We start from the raw sequence: 15,002 nt of genomic DNA on the forward strand, positions 1-15,002 counted from the left end.
ATGATCAATTTAGCTGAATTCGCGATTCGCCAACGTAAGTTCGTTCTGTTCTTTATCGTATTGAGCGTGATCGCTGGCATCTATTCTTACTTCGACTTAGGCAAGTTGGAAGACCCGAGCTTTACGGTAAAAACTGCGGTAGTCGTGACCCTTTATCCGGGTGCGTCTGCCGAAGAAGTCGAGCACCAAGTCACCGATACCGTGGAAACCAAATTGCAGGAAATGGCAGAGTTGGATCGCTTGCGCTCATTGTCTCGCCCAGGTTTGTCTATGGTCTTTGTTGACCTCAAAGAGAGCCTTAATTCCAAAGCACTTCCGCAGGAATGGGACTTATTGAGACGCAAAGTGGACGATGTAAAACTGCAGCTGCCTTCCAGTGCACAGATCAGCGTAGTGCAAGACGAGTTCTCTGAAGTCTACGGCATGCTTTTCTCTATCCACAGCACAGATGCTGCGCCAGAAGAGTTGCGTCGCTACGCCAAAGAGCTGCAACGCCAAATCAAAGCCGTCGACGGCATCAAAAAGATCGAGCTACACGGCATTCAACCTCGCGTTGTACATATCGATATGCCAGACGAGCGCTTGGCTCAATATGGTTTGTCGATAGCACAAGTTTGGAACCAACTGAGCACACAAAACAGCACGTTCGAAGCGGGAAAATTCGATGCAGGTACAGAGCGTATTCGTATTGCGCAAACCAGTGAGTTTCAGTCTCTAGAAGACATTCGCAATTTAATCATCAATGGTGGCACCGGCGAGTTTGGCTCGGGGTTGATTCGTCTTGGTGACATCGCCGACATCACCATGGGTTATCAAACACCAGCATTGGCAGAAAACCGCTACAACGGAGAGCCCGCTGTCACCTTGGCGGTGAGCCCAGTTCAAGGCATTAACGTGGTGTCACTTGGCGATACGATTCAAGACATCATCGCTAACTACCAGGCAACGCTGCCGCTGGGTGTCGACATCTCGACCGTTGCTTATCAACCTGAAGAAGTACAAAAGTCTATCGACGACTTTGTTGGCAACCTGCTTGAAAGTGTCGCGATTGTTTTTGTGGTGTTGTTGGTTTTCATGGGCTTTAAGAGTGCAACCATCGTTGGCGCAAGCTTGCTCCTGACGATTTTGCTCACGCTTGTATACATGAACATCGCCAGCATCGATTTGCACCGTGTCTCGCTAGGTACGTTTATTCTCGCACTGGGCATGTTGGTGGATAACGCCATTGTGATCACCGATATGATGATCGCCAAGCTCAACAAAGGTATCGAGCGAACTCGCGCCGCGATTGATTCCGTCAAAGAGACCGCCGTGCCACTTTTAGGCGCAACTATCATCGCGATTATGGGTGCAAGCCCAGTGTTGTTCTCCAAAACCGACTCCGCCGAGTTTGCGAGCTCTGTGTTCTACATTGTGGCATCGTCACTGTTGCTTTCATGGATCGTCGCGATGACGTTTACAGTATTAATGGCGTGGATGTTCATCAAGCCAAAAGCTAACAGCGAAGAGACCAAACCGAGCCGTTATAAACAGTTGGTATTCTGGACGGTGGACAACCCGCGTAAAGCTTTAGCCGCTTTGGTTCCGTTGATTTTAGTCACCGCCGTGGCAATCCCGTATGTGGCCGTGAACTTTATTCCTCAGTCGGATCGCTCAATTGTGTTTCTCGATTACTGGCTACCCAATGGTGCCAAGATTGAACAAACCTCGGCAGACATGCGCAAAGTTGAAGAATGGTTGGTCGCACAACCAGAAGTGGAAAGTATCTCTAGCTACGTCGGCACCAGTGCACCTCGCTTCTCGGTAACGGTAGAGCCTGAGCCGCTCGACCCTGCCTACGGCCAGATTCTGATCAACACCAAAGACTACGAGAGCATCAGCCACTTGGTAACGCGTGGGGATGATTGGCTGAAAGAGGCGTTTCCTGATGCCGAACCTCGCTTTCGAGCGCTGAAGCTGGCAACCAAAGATAAGTTCGCGGTTGAAGTGCGTTTTTCTGGTCCGGATGAAACCGTATTGCATCAACTAGCGGCGGAAACGAAAACGATTTTTGCTTCAAACCCTGATGCAAAATACATTCGCGATGATTGGCGCCAAGAAAGCAAAGTGCTCAAGCCGATTCTAAACCAAGACAAAATGCGTCAAGCAGGCATTAACCGCGCCGATGTCGCTTTCGCGCTAAAACGCGCATCAGACGGCATGCCGCTCGGACAAATGAACCTGAATGATGAGTTGATTCCAATTCAGCTACGTGGCACATCGCAAAACATGGCGTCACTAGAAACGCTACCTGTGCGCTCGCTACTTGGCTTTAACAGCGTTCCGCTTGGTCAAGTGGTGGATGGATTCGAACTGGTCACCGAAGAGAGCATGATTTGGCAACGCGACCGCGTGAAAACCATCACGGTTCAAGCGGGTGTGAGCCGAGACTCCACACCAGCGAACGTAAGAAATGCCATTAAAGATCAGGTTGAAGCTATCCAACTTCCGGCGGGTTACAGCATGGAATGGGGCGGCGAATATTACGATGAAGACAAAGCGGTCACCGACATCATGAAGCAGCAACCAAAAGCAATGCTGATCATGGTGATCATTTTAGTCGCGATGTTCAACGGCTTTAAGCAGCCAATCATCATCCTCGCAACGCTACCACTGGCAGCATCAGGGGCGGTGTTTGCTCTGCTTGGATTCGATAAACCATTTGGCTTTATGGCGCTAATCGGAGCTATTACACTGACCGGGATGATCATCAAAAATGGCATCGTACTAATGGATCAAATTGAGCTCGAACGCACAAATGGCAAGAGCTTGTCTGACGCGATCAAAGAAGCCACGATCAACCGTACTATGGCCATTTCTATGGGTGCGTTAACGACCGCGCTCGGCATGATCCCGCTGCTGTCAGACCTGCTGTTTGACCAAATGGCCGCAACCATCATCGGAGGCTTGGCAGCCGCAACCATATTGTCACTGTTTGTCATGCCTGCACTGTATCGCCTTGCTTACAAAGAAAAAGTACCATCCACACAAACCAACGCTGAGCTAGAGGAGGCGTCATCGTGAAAAAATTCATTCTAACGCCTGTCGTTCTAGCCCTAAGTTTAGCGGGCTGTGCGGTGGGACCAGACTACCAAGCACCGACCACCAGTATGGCAGAAACCTACTTGAACGCCGAAAATGCAGGGTTGAGTACCGATTTACAACACGTTGAGTTTTGGTGGACTAAGTTTCACGATCCGGTGTTGAATCAAATGGTTCAAGACATGCAGAACCAAAACATTCCGCTGAAAGTGGCGGCCGAGCGGGTGAAAATGGCCAACAACTATAAAACCATGGTGGAGTCATTCAAGGTACCGACAATTAATCTTAGTGCGGTTTACATGAACTATCAGTTCAGCAAAAATGACTCTTCACTCGGTCCGATATTGAATCCACTCAGTGATTCCATGCCGGGTCTGCCACCTCAAATTGGTAACGTCACCCTAATGGATAATCAGCACGATGGCGTATTTGCAGGCGCGAGTATGGCTTGGGAGGCTGATCTGTTTGGGCGTATCGACCGCCAAGCAAACGCGGCACAAATTCATCTCGAACAAGCTCAAATTTATCAAAACGGCTTGAACACGGTGATCACGGCGGATTTGATTCATAACTACTTGCAATACCAAGGCGCAAGCGAACGCCTTGAGTTGGCAAAGTCGAACTTAGAAGATCAACGACGTACACTTGATCTCGTCGAAAAAGTCGTGCGCAGCGGCTACGGTTCTGATCTCGATTTAGCCCAAACGAAGGCCACACTTGCGGCAATGGAATCGCTCGTTCCGCAGTTAGAGATTGCCCAACAAGCGCACAAACATCGTTTAGCAGTATTGCTTGGTGAGCCGCTAACACAAGTCGAAATCCGCCTATCTAAGCAGCATAGTGTACCTGTCATGCAGGACATGGTGCCGGTCGGTTTACCTTCCGATCTATTGAAACGTCGTACCGATATTCGCTTAGCCGAGCGTGAAATGGCCGCGCTCAATGAAGAGTTAGCAGCAAGCGTTGCTGATCAATATCCGAAGTTCTTTTTGACGGGCGCTCCGGGGTTGTCGGCGTCAAGCTTTGACGATCTCTTCAGTAGCGATTCTTTCGGTTGGATGGGTGCGGCTGGCGTAAGCTGGAACTTGTTCGATGGGGGGCGTGGCGAAGCGATTGAAGCCATCAACCAAGCGCGTTTTGATTCGGCGACATTGTCTTATCAACATACGGTCGAGGCGGCTTTAGCAGAAACCGAATCCACACTGTTTGCTTATGGTCGCAGCCAAGAAAGTCAGCGCCGAATCGATGATGCATTGAAAGCCACCAATAACGCCGTCAACAAAGCCAAGTCACTGTACCGCGCTGGCTTGATTGATCACTTATCGGTTTTAGATGCGCAACGTCAGCAACGCATGATGCAAGATCAGCAAGTCGCGGCAAAGTTACAAACCGCACAAGCTACGATTACGCTCTACAAATCGCTTGGTGGTGATTGGACGATACGACCAAAAGCACAACCCCAAACGAATGCCAAAGGTTAGGTTTCTTACAAGCCTCACACCTTTGCGTCATAACGGATGCCGTTAAATCGGTTAAAAAGAGGCCACTTAGATGGCCTCTTAGTTTGTGAGGCAAATATTTCTACCACCCATACCCTCTCTCGGTTGTATAATACGACTCTGAAATATTTTGTTACGTTACCTCGGTAACCCCTGAGACTGCAACATGAACAACAGCAGATGGGTCGGCTTTATAGGCGGCACGATTGTCTTACTTAGTACCTTTATCCTCTTCGGATCTTCCGTCCACGCTGCTTGGTACCGAATCCCTGCGGAAGCCATTCATGGTATCGCCTTCACTTTGGCTTTTGGTTTAGGGTTAAACAGCCTGCTGGCGTACGCGACGGCAGTGATTACTCTTGCTGCACTATTCTACATTGGCTTTGTCGTTAGCTATCGGGTCCATCAGAAACTTAAATAAACTTCTGTCTCAACCTGAGCTTAATAACGGATACTTGGTAACTAAAAAGGGAGCAAACGCTCCCTTTTTAGTTATCAGCATGTAGATGTTCTATGCCCGCTTTAATCATTAAGGTGGCATACCCTCAACGACTGCTGCATACCTGAAACATCATCACCTAAATACTCAACCGTCATTGGAACCTTGGCCAACAGAGTAAAACTAGAGTCACTGAACCTTCCATCAGCATCACTCTCCAAATGAACAAAAAACGCAGGCTTATCCGCAATCAATGTAATTTTCCTCCCTTCAATAGAGACACCTATATTGGCTTTCGCTATCGGCAAGGTTTTTAGCTCGTGAGTACTAAACCATGTGTTGCTTATTCTGTCTTCACCGATTTGCGCTTCAACATAGAAGAAGCCTGACGTAAGTTCGTCCTTCTCGATCGATTCATCCAATTGCCACAAAATCGTATTGCTGTCTGCTATGACTGTTTGTTCTAAGCTCCAACATTGCTTTTCTTCCCCTTGCCAATCTACCCACTTAAGCAGTGCGTTGACGCTTGCGGACTCTTTGGCATCATTGAGCAAATGTAGGCTCAACTTGCCTGTATGCTCGGAAAATACCAAATACTGTGGCGCAAAAAATCGCTTCGCATGGTAGTGCAACTGCTTCCATCGACCACTGTATTCCAAACTAGACCAAGAACTGACAGGCCAATTGTCGTTGAGTTGCCAGTACAGCATGCCGCGACAAACTGGAGAAATGGCACGCCAATGATCGCATGCAGTTTTGATCGCGATTGCCTGCTGAACTTGACTTAAATACAGCATGCTCTCGAATCCAGAGGGAAAACGAAAATAGCGCGTGAACATCTCTGTAATAATACTATGACCTCGAGGGTTCTTCTGATGTTGTTCGAAAGTTGGGGATGTAATATTCCAGTCTTGCTCAGGGACAAACCGCTTAACTTCAGCAAAAGATGGCCAAGATTGAAAACCAAACTCAGAGCAAAAACGAGGATTCACGTCAACGTAAGCACTGAATGATTTTCCTGAATGCCAAACGTCCCAAAAGTGCATATCGCCTTTACTATCATCATGCCACGCATCACCGAAATCCAGTTCACCATTACATGAGGAACTTGGCCAGAAACGGCGAGTGCTATCTTGCTCGGTAATCTCCTTCTCAATCATGCGGTTGAGGCGATCGTAGTTAACCGTGTATTTGACTTTGCTGCGCTTAGATTCGTCATACCAACCAATAGCTCCAATCACTTCATTGTCACCACACCAAAGTGCGATTGATGGGTGCTTCTTAAGCCTCGGGATTTGGAATCTAAGTTCTTCTTCTACGTCTTTTAAAAACTCGTCGTTTGATGGGTACAACGAGCAGGCGAACATCATGTCTTGCCACACCAACAAACCAAGTTCATCACAAAGGTTATAAAAGGTTTCACTCTCGTACTGACCACCGCCCCATACGCGAATCATGTTCATGTTGGCGTCAACCGCACTTTGCAAAAGGTTGCGATAACGTGTTTCGTACTCTCGCCCCGGCATTGCGTCAATAGGGATCCAGTTGGCACCTTTAGCATTAATCGGTACGCCATTGACGATAAATTCCATTGCAGAGCCGTGCTCATCAGCTTGGTTATTTAGGGTTAACTGACGCAAACCAATGTTGTGCGTTAACTTTTGCTCTCTGCAAGAAATGGTAATGGGATAGAGATACGCTTCGCCATAACCCGATGGCCACCAGCGTTGAGGCTCCAAAATGTGGAACTGGCAATGATAGTGACCACTTCCTTTTGTTTGAATACATTGACGCCCACCATTAAATTCAACCATCATTTCATGGCGTTGACTGTCCGTTTCCACTTCAACTACTACATCAAGAAACACACTCCCATCGGCTTGCCATTGCTGCTCTGTCGAGAAGCCTTTGAGCCAAAGCTCATTCACAATGTCGATTTGAATGGGGTCGTAAATACCCGATACCATCAAGCAAATGCCCCAGTCCCATCCGGAATGGCATTGTGTTTTGCGGATCAAGTTCATGTGTGGAATTTGGTTGTTGCCCATTGCCGATGGAATAGGAAATGGCAGTTTTTTTGCTCTTGCGATACCTTCTAAATCCGCCCGAGCAAACTCAACCCGAATCGTGTTAGTACCTTGCTTTAAATGCGGTTTAATATCCACACGTTGCTGGGTAAACATGTTGCTGCAAGTTAGTGCTAGCTCACCATTAACATAGAAGGTTGCCAATGTATCGACACGAGTTAGCGTCATCCAAATTTGCTTGGCAGACAACGTAAACGCGTCGACGTCAAACTCACGTGAGATATGCCACTCACACTCTTCAATCCATCGAACTTTGTTTTCATTATCGGCAAAATAAGGATCTGGAATCTGCTCTGCTTGTAAAAGCGCCGACACATTATCGCCCGGAATAAACATTGGAATTTCAAGATTGGGGCGCTGTGGCGAGGTAAGCATCCACTGCCCGTTAAGTTCGAAGTGAGCCATCGAGTTAAACCTTAGCTTGGGAAAAACATGTTTTCTCAATGTAATCCTGATAATCCCATGCAAAAACAAGGGAAATGTTAATTACATACGAAATGCGGTGCATTTCACGTAAAAACTCTTTCTTTTGATCTCTACCCAAAAATCAGCAACTTGGCTAACCTGTTAAAAATTAATCGAAATCTAAGGTTATATTTGCAACTTCGACATGTTAACATCATCGGCTTTTTGAACATCCTCACACTTTTCGTCGAAACGATGTGAGGGGAAATGCACGGCTTCATAGCCCTAAAAAGCGAAGTAATTATGTCAAATATGACGAATGCCGCCTCCCACACAGCGCCTATTCAGGATGCTGACTATTCTGCTATTCATCCCCCATCTTTACTCAAGCGCCTCGAACTCACCAATCCTGTCTTTTGGTTAAGTGGTAGCTTCCTCACTCTATTCGTTTTACTTGCTCTAACGAATACCGACTCTCTAACCGCAATGGTTAACACCGGCTTCGGCTTTGCTACTAAATATTTCGGAGCTTACTGGCAAGTACTGCTTCTTCTGAATTTCCTAATTGGTTTGGCTCTTGCGTTTGGTCGCACTGGTTATGTGCGCCTAGGTGGTCTAGCGAAACCTGATATTGATAACTTTAAGTGGTTGTCAATCGTACTCTGTACTCTACTTGCAGGTGGTGGTGTGTTCTGGGCCGCAGCTGAGCCTATCGCGCACTTTGTGACTGCTCCGCCTCTATACGGGGAAGCCTCACCGAAAACTGCCGCAATCAATGCCCTATCTCAGTCTTTTATGCACTGGGGCTTCTTAGCTTGGGCGATCCTTGGTGGTCTATCTTCCATTGTCTTAATGCACTTGCATTACGATAAAGGCCTGCCTCTTAAGCCGCGTACTCTGCTTTACCCTGTGTTTGGTGATAAAGCCATTAAAGGCTGGATTGGTGATGTTGCTGACGCATGTAGCATCATTGCAGTAGCAGCAGGAACCATCGGTCCTATCGGCTTCTTAGGTTTACAAATTAGCTACGCGCTAAACTCATTGTTTGGCCTGCCAGATACGTTCGTAACGCAAAGTATGGTTATTATGGCGGCGATCCTGATGTATACCCTTTCCGCACTGAGCGGATTGAGCAAGGGTATTCAAATCGTCAGTCGTTACAACATCATTTTGTCTGTACTATTAATTGGTTACATCCTGTTCTTCGGGCCGACAAGCTTTATCGTTGATGGCTACGTGCAAGGCGTTGGTCGTATGGTGGATAACTTCTTCCCTATGGCACTTTACCGTGGTGATACAGGCTGGCTAAGTTGGTGGACAGTATTCTTCTGGGGTTGGTTTATCGGTTATGGCCCAATGATGGCGATCTTTATTGCTCGTATCTCTCGTGGTCGTACAATTCGCCAATTAATCATGTCTATTAGCATCGCGGCACCGCTGATTACTTGCTTCTGGTTTAGTATCGTTGGTGGCAGTGGCCTTGCGTTTGAACTTGATAACCCTGGTTTGATTTCATCTGCGTTTGAAGGCTTTAACTTGCCTGCAGCACTGCTAGCGATTACTGGTGAATTACCTTACCCAATGATCATTTCGGTTCTTTTCCTGATCTTAACGACAACATTTATCGTGACGACGGGTGACTCGATGACTTACACAATAAGTGTAGTGATGACGGGCTCAACAGAACCAAACGCAGTGATTCGCTCGTTCTGGGGGCTGATTATGGGTATTGTCGCTATTGCGCTTATCTCAATGGGCTCTGGTGGTATTTCTGCATTGCAGTCTTTCATTGTGATTACCGCCGTACCTGTGTCTTTCATTTTGCTGCCAAGCATTTGGAAAGCACCCGGCATTGCAAGCAGAATGGCGAAAGAGCAAGGCCTCGTTTAAACCGCCTCTCTAACCAATATGCGAAAAAGAGCCCTTCATTGGGCTCTTTTTAATTCTGCGCTTTATCCTACGCTATCAATGCGAATCATCACTGCGTCTGGACGCCAATACTCGAATTCGCAGTCCATTAAATGCCCATCTTGTTTGTAGTTTACCCGCCGAATTTTCAGAACGGGTTGTCCTTCAACTAGGTTCAACGCCTTAGCGACATGAGCAGGAGCTGACGTGGGAATCACATCAAAACGAGAGCGCTTTGTCTCGTAACCATACTTCTCACGATAAATGCCCGTCAGGGACATGGTGAGGTTCTCAAACAATATACCCTCAAACAGTGCCGCTTTGAGCACGTTCTCAACAAACAATACCGCTCGCCCATCAATAAAACGTAACCGTTCAATTACATAAATTGGGGTAATTAGCTCCACCTCTAACGATTTGGCATACTCACCTGCGGCCATTTCACTTCGCACGTTGAGTAACTTAGTTTCTGCAATACGATGCTGCTCTCGAATCATCTGATGGAAGTGAGAACGAGACAACGGGTTGTAACAGATACGCTCAGGAGATACATACCAACCCCGGCGCTCTTCTCGATAAATAAGACCTTCAGTTTCTAAAGACACCAACGCATCTTTGATAGTGATTCGAGTTGTAGAAAACAGCTCACTGAGCTCTCTCTCTGACGGCAGTTTTTGTCCTTCCGACATGATGCCGGAAAGAATCTGCTGTTTTAAGCTGCTTCTAATTTTTCCTAATTGGGTACCAAATTGTCCGGTGCCTGTCGCTCTCATTCTGATCTAGTCCAACGATAATTTGACGAATAACATAAGGCGTTTACGTAACAAAAATATGACATTAATCAACAGAACACATACTGAACGTATGAAATATAAGTGCCATATAAAATCAGCAAAACTGTCAAATTACTTGCGCTAAATCGTCACATTCCATCCATAGCATACAAAGCGAACTTACTGACCTAGTCCAGAAGGATGGAGACAATGAAAACTTTGCTAAGTCGTTCAATTACCGCACCAGCGGCAATCATTGCGGTAACGCTCGCTACGCCAACAGTAGCGAAAGAAGCCGATATTGAATCTTTGGTAGCAGCAGCACAAAAAGAAGGGGCGGTTTACAGTGTGGGTATGCCTGACAGTTGGGCAAACTGGAAAGACACTTGGGCTGATTTAAAGTCAAATTACAACCTTAAGCACCAAGACACGGATATGAGCTCGGCTCAAGAAATCGCAAAATTCGAAGCTGAGAAGAAAAACGCGACCGCAGACATTGGTGACGTAGGCTTTGCCTTCGCACGTGTAGCGGTTAAAAAAGGCGTCACTCAGCCATATAAACCAACAACTTGGAATGACATCCCAGATTGGGCAAAAGACGAAGATGGTCATTGGGCACTTGCCTACACTGGCACTATTTCTTTTATCTCCAACAATAACCTCGTAAAAGACGCGCCAAAAACGTGGGATGACCTATTAAAAGGCGACTACAAAGTGACCGTAGGTGACGTAGGCGTAGCAGCACAGGCAAACAACGCGGTTCTCGCCGCAGCTTTCGCCAACGGTGGGGACGAATCCAACCTCAAGCCTGCGCTCAAATTCTTTTCTGAACTCGCGAAGCAAGGTCGTCTTTCATTTACCGATCCGAACATCGCCAACCTAGAAAAAGGCGAAGTTGAAGTGGCGATCATGTGGGACTTCAATGCATTGAACTACCGCGACAAAATTGACCGCGACCGCTTTACAGTGAGCATTCCTCAAGATGGCTCTGTGATTTCTGGTTATACAACCATAATCAATAAATACGCGAAGAACCCTAATGCAGCAAAGCTTGCTCGTGAATACATCTTCAGCGATCAAGGGCAAATCAACTTAGCAGAAGGTTATGCGCGTCCAATCCGCACCAACATCACACTGCCTCAAGCAGTGCAAGACAAGCTAATTGCTAATGACCAATACAGCAATGTTCACCCAGTGACTGACTTCTCAGCTTGGGAAAAGTCCGCACGTAAGCTGCCACGTCAATGGCAAGAAAGTGTCTTAATCCACCAGCAATAAGAGTAAGTCGTTATGAGCAATAAGGTCATCCTTGTTGTTCTAGATGGACTGAACTATCAGGTAGCCCGTGATTGCATGGGCTACCTCAATGGTCTTCTAGAACAAAGTCGTTCCCAACAAGAAACTCGCGCAACGCTTTATCCTGTGCAGTGTGAGCTGCCCTCTATGTCTCGCCCACTTTATGAGTGCATTTTAACGGGCGTTCGCCCTGTAGAAAGCGGCATCGTAAACAACAATATCGTTCGTCTATCCAAACACGATTCCATTTTCAGTTTGGCAAAAGCCCAAGGAAAAGTGACCGCTGCGGCTGCCTACCATTGGGTAAGTGAGCTTTATAATCGCGCGCCATTTGAACCTGTTCGCGATCGTTTCACGCATGATGAAACCCTGAATATCCAGCATGGCTGCTTTTACCATTGGGATCATTATCCTGATGAAGCCTTGTTCCTGGACGCAGAGTATTTACGTCGCAACTATCAACCTGATTTTTTATTGATCCATCCGATGAATATCGACGATACAGGACATAAGTTTGGCCTAGACTCTCGCCAATACCGCAATTGTGCGCGAGGTGCAGACATTATTCTTTCCAACTACATCGATCAATGGCTTGCTGATGGGTATCAAATCATTGTGACCAGCGATCATGGCATGAACAACGATCTTTCTCATGGTGGGATTTTACCTGAAGAGCGAGAAGTTCCCCTGTTTGTCATTGGTGATAAGTTTACCCATCAAGATTGTCATGTTAAGCAAACTGATATTTGTGGCACCGTTTGTCAATTGCTAAACCTTGACCACACGAAGCCATACACTCAGGAATTGTTAGCACTATGAGCAGTTCAGTCCTCTCCCCAAGCTCCAGCGAATCACGCTCAAATTTGGCAAGTACTTGGTTAAAGCGCTTTAAGCCAGCCATTTGGTTGGTGCCTTTCGCGCTGTTTTTCTACCTATTTCAACTCGCACCGATGATTTGGGTGCTGTTAAACAGCTTTATCTACGATGGCGAGTTTGCCTTCGATAACTACATTGAAGTGCTCGACTCCGCCTTTATGATGCAGGCGTTTGGCAACAGTTTGTGGTTAGCTATATGGTCGAGCATTTTTGGCTTAGCCATTGCGACTCTGTTGGTCTCTTCTCTGCGCAGAGTCGATTCTAAAGTCCGCGACGGTGTGATTGCGTTTACGAACATGAGCAGCAACTTTGCAGGCGTACCTCTGTCATTCGCTTTTATTATTATTTTGGGCACCAATGGGGCGATTACCCTTTTGCTCAAGCAGTATGGCTTACTCGGTGATTTCGACCTTTATGGTAAATGGGGCCTGCTGGCCATTTACATCTACTTCCAAATCCCGCTGGCGGTGTTGTTGCTCTACCCTGCGTTCGATGCGTTGAGTGATGATTGGCAAGCAGCTGCTGCGCTACTGGGAGCCAAAACATCACAGTATTGGGCGAAAATCGCTCTGCCAGTGCTCTCACCAGCCTTATTCGGTACCTTTATTATCTTAATAGCCAACGCAATTGGCGCATATGCGAGTGTTTATGCGTTGACCTCCGGTAACTATAACGTCATCACAATTCGAATTGCGAGTCTGGTATCGGGAGACCTGTTCCTTGAACCTAATCTCGCCGCTGCAATTTCGGTGATTCTAATGGCGTTACTTGCCTTTATCACAGTGATTAACCAATGGCTCATTTCGAAAAGCTATGCAGGTAGGAAGTAGTCATGCACAACGTTAATAATCGATTCCATAAAACGGTGGTTTATTCCATTGTTGGGATCATGCTCATCCCGATTTTAGCGACCTTTGTCTATTCGCTTTCATCACGCTGGGGCGCCACGGTGCTTCCAGATGGTTTCACTTTTGATTGGTACGTTAAATTGCTGACCGACCCACGCTTTTTGCAAGCGTTTGGGCGTTCGCTGTTTATTTGTATTGCTTCGCTAACCCTCAGTGTGATTCTGGTTCTGCCAGCGATATTCGTGGTGTTTTACTACTTTCCGAAGCTCGATAAGCTCATGAACGTATTGATTTTGCTACCATTCGCTGTACCACCAGTGGTGTCCTCCGTCGGCTTGCTTCAACTTTATGCTGACAGTGAAATCTCCCTTATCGGTACTCCTTGGATTCTAGTAGGTACTTACTTCACCATCGCGTTACCGTTCATGTATCGTGCGATTTCTAATAGCTTCGAAGCAATTAACCTTAACGATTTAATGGACGCTGCACACTTGCTAGGGGCAAGCACAACCAAAGCGTTTTTGATGGTCATTTTACCTAACCTCAAAAAAGGACTGATGGCATCGCTTTTCCTTTCATTTTCATTTCTATTGGGAGAGTTTGTGTTCGCCAATATTTTAGTCGGCACACGTTATGAAACCCTGCAAATCTACTTGTATAACATGCGTCAGACGAGCGGCCACTTTACGTCTGCCTTAGTGATGACCTACTTCCTATTTATTTTTTTACTGACTTGGTTGGCAAGTCGTTTCAGCCGAGGAGTCAAACAATGAGCTACGTAACAGCGAAAAATCTGACTAAACGTTTTGGTGATAACACCGTATTTGAGGACATTCACTTTAACATCGAGCAAGGTGAATTCATTACGCTTTTAGGCCCTAGCGGTTGTGGTAAATCGACACTACTTCGCAGCCTTGCTGGGCTTAACCCTGTCGATGGAGGCGAGATTTGGGTAAACGGAGAAGATATCACGCATCAAGTCCCGCAAGAGCGTGGTATTGGGATGGTCTTTCAATCGTATGCGCTGTTTCCCAATATGACCGTCGAAGGCAACATTGCATTTGGCTTAAAAATGAAAAAGCTTGCGAATGATGATATTCGACGTGAAGTGGCTAAAGTCATCAAACTGGTGGATCTGGCAGGTAAAGAAAAACACTATCCGCATCAACTTTCTGGCGGTCAGCGCCAGCGTGTCGCACTCGCTCGAGCGTTGGTGGTGAAACCTCGCATATTATTGCTTGATGAACCACTTTCTGCGCTTGATGCCAAAATCCGCAAACACCTTCGTCAGCAAATCCGAGATATTCAGAAAGAGATGAATCTCACCACTATCTTCGTAACTCATGACCAAGAAGAGGCGATGATTATGTCTGATCGTATCTTCCTAATGAGTAAAGGAGAAATTGTTCAAGCAGGAACACCTGAAGAAATCTATACTCATCCTGCTAACGAGTTTGTGGCCGGTTTCATGGGGCACTACAACCTTGTAGAGGCCAATAAAGCCAAGCAACTCTTCAACATTGATACCGAATGGAAAGTGGCGATTCGCCCAGAGTCTATATATGTAAAAGAGCAAGGTCGTCAATATGATAGCCACATCTCAGCGCCACAAGTAGGTACGATCACCAACCACCAGCTTCTAGGTAATGTTATTCGCTATCAAGTGAACGTTGAAGAGTGTGAGCTCACTGTTGACTTGCTTAACCGCTCTTCAGAACGCTTACTAGCGAATGGCAGCCAACTAGAGCTACTCTTTAACCTAAACGAAATTCAACCAGTGAGAGCCTAAA

General features: G+C 46.7%; 11 protein-coding genes. 9 read left to right on the forward strand and 2 right to left on the reverse strand.

Annotated features, from left to right (window positions below):
- The 3 genes from R7044_RS02475 to R7044_RS02485 all read left to right on the forward strand — a co-directional run bounded on the left by R7044_RS02475 (position 1) and on the right by R7044_RS02485 (position 5,001).
- Positions 1-3,063, forward strand: coding sequence for an efflux RND transporter permease subunit (locus tag R7044_RS02475; RefSeq protein WP_172563715.1), 3,063 nt, complete (start codon positions 1-3; stop codon positions 3,061-3,063).
- Entirely contained in the window at positions 3,060-4,562 is a 1,503-nt protein-coding gene (locus tag R7044_RS02480) for an efflux transporter outer membrane subunit (RefSeq protein WP_033906317.1), read from the forward strand. Before R7044_RS02475 ends, R7044_RS02480 begins: the two co-directional genes overlap by 4 nt.
- 184 nt (positions 4,563-4,746) lie before the next feature.
- The gene (locus tag R7044_RS02485; protein ID WP_005387084.1) at positions 4,747-5,001 is read left to right on the forward strand and encodes a hypothetical protein; all 255 of its coding nucleotides are present in this window, start codon (positions 4,747-4,749) and stop codon (positions 4,999-5,001) included.
- A gap of 101 nt (positions 5,002-5,102) precedes the next feature.
- Here R7044_RS02485 and R7044_RS02490 read toward each other — a convergent pair whose 3' ends face one another.
- Positions 5,103-7,511, reverse strand: coding sequence for a beta-mannosidase (locus R7044_RS02490; protein WP_033906316.1), 2,409 nt, complete (start codon positions 7,509-7,511; stop codon positions 5,103-5,105).
- A 303-nt stretch (positions 7,512-7,814) separates the two neighbouring features.
- On the opposite strand from R7044_RS02490, the gene R7044_RS02495 reads away from it, so the two are divergent.
- Entirely contained in the window at positions 7,815-9,401 is a 1,587-nt protein-coding gene (locus R7044_RS02495) for a BCCT family transporter (RefSeq protein ID WP_005373846.1), read from the forward strand.
- A 62-nt stretch (positions 9,402-9,463) separates the two neighbouring features.
- Here the strand turns inward: R7044_RS02495 and R7044_RS02500 are convergent, their stop codons facing one another.
- On the reverse strand, positions 9,464-10,192 hold the full coding sequence (locus R7044_RS02500) for a UTRA domain-containing protein (RefSeq protein ID WP_033906315.1): 729 nt from the start codon (positions 10,190-10,192) through the stop codon (positions 9,464-9,466).
- Between the two features lie 210 nt (positions 10,193-10,402).
- On the opposite strand from R7044_RS02500, the gene R7044_RS02505 reads away from it, so the two are divergent.
- Genes R7044_RS02505 through R7044_RS02525 form a run of 5 tightly spaced genes read left to right on the forward strand, consistent with a single transcriptional unit; the run spans position 10,403 to position 15,001 of the window.
- The gene (locus tag R7044_RS02505; RefSeq protein ID WP_005373851.1) at positions 10,403-11,470 is read left to right on the forward strand and encodes an ABC transporter substrate-binding protein; all 1,068 of its coding nucleotides are present in this window, start codon (positions 10,403-10,405) and stop codon (positions 11,468-11,470) included.
- Between the two features lie 12 nt (positions 11,471-11,482).
- Positions 11,483-12,307: an alkaline phosphatase family protein gene (locus R7044_RS02510; protein ID WP_033906314.1), complete on the forward strand. Its 825-nt coding sequence runs from the start codon at positions 11,483-11,485 to the stop codon at positions 12,305-12,307.
- Complete coding sequence (locus R7044_RS02515) at positions 12,304-13,194, forward strand: ABC transporter permease (RefSeq protein WP_033906313.1); 891 nt, start codon at positions 12,304-12,306, stop codon at positions 13,192-13,194. Before R7044_RS02510 ends, R7044_RS02515 begins: the two co-directional genes overlap by 4 nt.
- A 2-nt stretch (positions 13,195-13,196) precedes the next feature.
- Positions 13,197-13,985, forward strand: coding sequence for an ABC transporter permease (locus R7044_RS02520; protein ID WP_033906312.1), 789 nt, complete (start codon positions 13,197-13,199; stop codon positions 13,983-13,985).
- Positions 13,982-15,001 carry an ABC transporter ATP-binding protein gene (locus R7044_RS02525; RefSeq protein WP_005373862.1) on the forward strand — a complete coding sequence of 340 codons (1,020 nt, stop codon included), beginning with the start codon at positions 13,982-13,984 and terminating at the stop codon, positions 14,999-15,001. The genes R7044_RS02520 and R7044_RS02525 overlap by 4 nt, the downstream gene beginning before the upstream one ends.
- Position 15,002: the final 1 nt, after the last annotated feature.

Source organism: Vibrio sp. 1402, assembly GCF_033340275.1.

What these genes read in the sequence shown, in the direction of transcription:
- R7044_RS02475 (WP_172563715.1), top strand. Translation starts at nt 1, where the DNA reads ATGATCAATTTAGCTGAATTCGCGATTCGCCAACGTAAGTTCGTTCTG.
- R7044_RS02485 (WP_005387084.1), top strand. Translation starts at nt 4,747, where the DNA reads ATGAACAACAGCAGATGGGTCGGCTTTATAGGCGGCACGATTGTCTTA.
- R7044_RS02490 (WP_033906316.1), bottom strand. Translation starts at nt 7,511, where the DNA reads ATGGCTCACTTCGAACTTAACGGGCAGTGGATGCTTACCTCGCCACAG.
- R7044_RS02495 (WP_005373846.1), top strand. Translation starts at nt 7,815, where the DNA reads ATGTCAAATATGACGAATGCCGCCTCCCACACAGCGCCTATTCAGGAT.
- R7044_RS02500 (WP_033906315.1), bottom strand. Translation starts at nt 10,192, where the DNA reads ATGAGAGCGACAGGCACCGGACAATTTGGTACCCAATTAGGAAAAATT.
- R7044_RS02505 (WP_005373851.1), top strand. Translation starts at nt 10,403, where the DNA reads ATGAAAACTTTGCTAAGTCGTTCAATTACCGCACCAGCGGCAATCATT.
- R7044_RS02510 (WP_033906314.1), top strand. Translation starts at nt 11,483, where the DNA reads ATGAGCAATAAGGTCATCCTTGTTGTTCTAGATGGACTGAACTATCAG.
- R7044_RS02515 (WP_033906313.1), top strand. Translation starts at nt 12,304, where the DNA reads ATGAGCAGTTCAGTCCTCTCCCCAAGCTCCAGCGAATCACGCTCAAAT.
- R7044_RS02520 (WP_033906312.1), top strand. Translation starts at nt 13,197, where the DNA reads ATGCACAACGTTAATAATCGATTCCATAAAACGGTGGTTTATTCCATT.
- R7044_RS02525 (WP_005373862.1), top strand. Translation starts at nt 13,982, where the DNA reads ATGAGCTACGTAACAGCGAAAAATCTGACTAAACGTTTTGGTGATAAC.